The sequence below is a fragment of the Methyloceanibacter sp. genome, from assembly GCF_035650995.1.
Lineage (GTDB): Bacteria > Pseudomonadota > Alphaproteobacteria > Rhizobiales > Methyloligellaceae > Methyloceanibacter.
The window spans coordinates 1-3,246 of record NZ_DASRGO010000026.1 but is presented as its reverse complement, the minus strand read 5'-3'; the positions used below and the strand labels follow the sequence as shown (position 1 = coordinate 3,246).

Below are 3,246 nucleotides of genomic sequence, written 5' to 3'. Positions count from 1 at the left end.
GCCATTTCCTCGCGAACGCCTAAAGCACCGACTCTATAGCCGCCAGCTATTGGGCAAACGCGCCTGCCCGTCCCATTTCACTAGTGTTCGAACGGAACGGCCGGCCGGTCGAACCAAGGATCCTCCGGCCAGCATCGATATCAAAAGGAGAACCACCATGAAGAAGCTCATCCTCGCCGTCGCCCTGGTCGTCGCCTCTGCCGCGCCCGTCCTCGCCGACACCTTCCCCAACACGTACATGACCCGCTAACCGCGGATCGCGAACCGAACCTGATAGGAGAACCACCATGAAGAAGCTCATCCTCGCCGTCGCTCTGGTCGTCGCCTCTGCCGCGCCGGTCCTCGCCGACACTTTCCCCAACACGTACATGACCCGCTAAGGCGCGGTCACCACGTTCACCCTGTGAAAGGAGACCCCCAATGAAGACCCTGTTCATCACCATCGCGCTCATCGTCGCTTCCGCTGCGCCGTCGCTCGCTCAGGACTTCCCGCAGAGCTACAACCAGAATCGCTAATCGAAGCGATGAACCTGACGACTCCAAATCTTTTTCCCCTTCCTACCTGGGCACCCGCCTTCCAGCGGGTGCCCGCTCCTCTTTTGCGCCTCAACCGGGCCTTCGAGCGCGGGGAGCGGATGCGCAAGTCAGACCTTCTCGGTGTAGCAAACGGGCTTGCCGGGCCTTCGCGAGTCAGCCGGCGCCGTGGGCCAGGGCTTGTCCTTCGATTTTTGCGCTTGCGAAACGGACCTTAGACTGACTTTTTTTGAGCGCAATCTGAGGCTTTATGAGCCAGCCGCAAGCCGTGGCGGCATGGTAAACCCATGCGCCAAAGGAGATTTTCGGGGTTCCGCAAGGAGGGGGAAGATCCCATGCAGCATCAGCCGCTGTCGCAAGCCGTCAGGAGCGCAGCCCTTGTGAGCGTCGTCCTCGCCGCCTCTTGGGCATGGCAAGCCGAGGCCGCCTCGCCCGCCGCCGCGGGCGATCCGTTCGACCAGCTCAAGGGCGACTGGAAGGGCTCGGGCATCGTCATTCTCGACAGCGGCGAGAAGAAGAAGGTCGACTGCACGACCAACTACAAAGTGGCGGGCAGCAACGTCACCCAAACGCTCCATTGCAAGGGCGATGACTACGAGGTGAACACCCTGCTCAAGGTCACCGACAAGGGCGGCAAGATCAAGGGCACGTGGAACGAGAGCGTCTACGACGCCAGCGGCACCGTGAGCGGCACGGCCAAGGGCAATACCATCCACGCGGTCATCTCCGGCGACAAGTTCTCCGGCCGCATGAGCATCAAGCTCACCGGGGACGGCCACACCATCAACGTCATCAAGCTCAACGCCAAGACCGGCACCTATCGGCTGGCCACCAGCCTCACCCTGCACCGCTAGGACACGCTCGCTGACGAAGCGGTGATTAGCGCGCAGTCCGCGCACGGGTTAGAATATGTCCATGCATTCAGACCACGGGCCGCAACTGCGAAAGATCGCCGCGAGCATCGCCCAAGGCTTGCCGAACGGCGCGCGGGACAAGCTCGCGGCTTACGATGCGGATGCTTTCCTCTGCCCCAATTGCTGGGTCAGGCTGGGAGCAAAATCGCAGCTCTTTTGGGCCGGGCGCGAAGAGGAAGGCGACCGGCTCCGCTGCGACGCCTGTCAAGGCGAATTCGTGGCCTGAAGCCTGCCAAGCTGCTTCGCTAGTAGCCGAATCTGAGGATCAGCGGCCCGACAACGAGACGGTGCCGCCAATACCGGTGGCGATAAGCGTGCCGGCGCGGCTTCTGCCTGAACGAGGGCTGCTGATCGTAATCGGGGGCGGCCTCGCTCTCCGGCCCGGCGAGCGCGGCCATCTCCTCGGGCGGAACCGGGCGCGATTGCGGCGCGGCTTGCGGGGCGAGGAAGCTTTCGTGGATCCAACCCGTCTTTTTCGACGCCGGATCGACGATGCGGACCCAATCCGATGAGCGCCCGAGCACTTGCGCCTCGGCGCCTGCCTCCGCCACGCCGACGATCTTGGCCGAGGTCGCCGGCCCTTCGCGGATGGTCGCCGGCGCCGTCACGCGCATGAACGCGGGCTGATCGGGCGGCGCGGCCGTGCCATTCGGGTTTGCGCCGTCTTCTGCGCTTGCCGTCGAGGTTGCCGGCGCTGGCGCGGGCGAGGCTTCCGCCGGCGAGGGTACTGGCGCCTTCTCGGCGGGCGGCGGTGCTGCCGCCGTCTTGGCTTCCGCGGGCGCCGCAGCCTGCTCGACGGCGATGGCGTGAGGCGAGCCCTGCGGCGAGGGCGTGAGCGCATCGGCGGAAAGCGCCTGGGTGGGCTCTGACGGCGCGGTCGCGGTGCCCGGCTTCGACGCGGGCTGCTCGGCCTCGCCGCCGAAGATGAGCGCGCGGCCCGCGTAGATGAGCCCGACAAGAACGGCAAAAATCAGCAAAAGGCGCATCGCATGATTTTCCTTTACGCCAAACGAATTGGGCGGCTGTCCCGTTCCCCCCCGCAAACACTGGCACGAGGGGCGGAATGCCACGCCTACTACGCGGAACCTCCTCGCCCTCCTACGGTTGGAGCCCACGGGCACTCCCGCGGGCTGCGCTCGAAAAACAAGGAGGTCCCATGCATCCCACCTGGAAACCGCACGAGAAGCACGGCGAACTCACGGAGCGGAGCGATCTGCCGGACAGCGTGTTCGCCTTCCCCAAGCAGCGCAAAGAGCCCTTGACCGACGCGAGCCACGTGCGCAACGCGATCGCCCGCTTCGATCAGACGGTCGGCGTGTCAGACGAGGACCGCGAGCTTGCCTTCGCCAACATCAAGAAGGCAGCCGAGCATTACGGCGTCGATATGTCGGAGGAGGACTGGGAACAGCTCGGGCGCCGGCCGAGCACGGGCCGCACCGCCGAGGATCGCAGGAGATCGGCACAGAAAGCGGCCGAGACGCGCAAAGAACATGAGGGCCAGCAGCACAAATGACGGGTGAAGCCGGCGACAAATCGCCGGATCGCGCGGAACTTCGCGGCGCGCAGCCCGTTCTTTCTGAAGCAAAATCCAAGAGAGAAAAGGAGCACGGGGGCAAGCCCGCCGGCTCCTTTTTGGCTTTTCGGGAGATCCCGTGATGAATGAACTCGGCGGATGGCTGTGGATCGTCATCGATGTGGTCGCCGTCGCCGTGCTCGGCGCGGCCATCGCCTACGCCGCCATGCAGTGGCGGCACCGGCGGAAGGACGCGGCGGCGCAAATCGCGCGCGACCGCGCCAC

4 protein-coding genes are annotated in these 3,246 nt (G+C 65.1%); 3 read left to right on the top strand and 1 reads right to left on the bottom strand.

Annotation, left to right across the window (positions count from 1 at the left end; all coding sequences use genetic code 11):
- The first annotated feature begins 869 nt into the window (after positions 1-869).
- Positions 870-1,388, top strand: coding sequence for a hypothetical protein (locus tag VFB18_RS01810; RefSeq protein WP_324970565.1), 519 nt, complete (start codon positions 870-872; stop codon positions 1,386-1,388).
- A gap of 55 nt (positions 1,389-1,443) precedes the next feature.
- On the top strand, positions 1,444-1,674 hold the full coding sequence (locus VFB18_RS01805; protein ID WP_324970564.1) for a hypothetical protein: 231 nt from the start codon (positions 1,444-1,446) through the stop codon (positions 1,672-1,674).
- A 19-nt stretch (positions 1,675-1,693) separates the two neighbouring features.
- On the opposite strand, the gene VFB18_RS01800 is transcribed toward VFB18_RS01805, so the two are convergent.
- The gene (locus VFB18_RS01800) at positions 1,694-2,434 is read right to left on the bottom strand and encodes an SH3 domain-containing protein (protein ID WP_324970563.1); all 741 of its coding nucleotides are present in this window, start codon (positions 2,432-2,434) and stop codon (positions 1,694-1,696) included.
- A gap of 170 nt (positions 2,435-2,604) precedes the next feature.
- On the opposite strand from VFB18_RS01800, the gene VFB18_RS01795 reads away from it, so the two are divergent.
- On the top strand, positions 2,605-2,961 hold the full coding sequence (locus tag VFB18_RS01795) for a DUF6582 domain-containing protein (RefSeq protein WP_324970562.1): 357 nt from the start codon (positions 2,605-2,607) through the stop codon (positions 2,959-2,961).
- Positions 2,962-3,246: the final 285 nt, after the last annotated feature.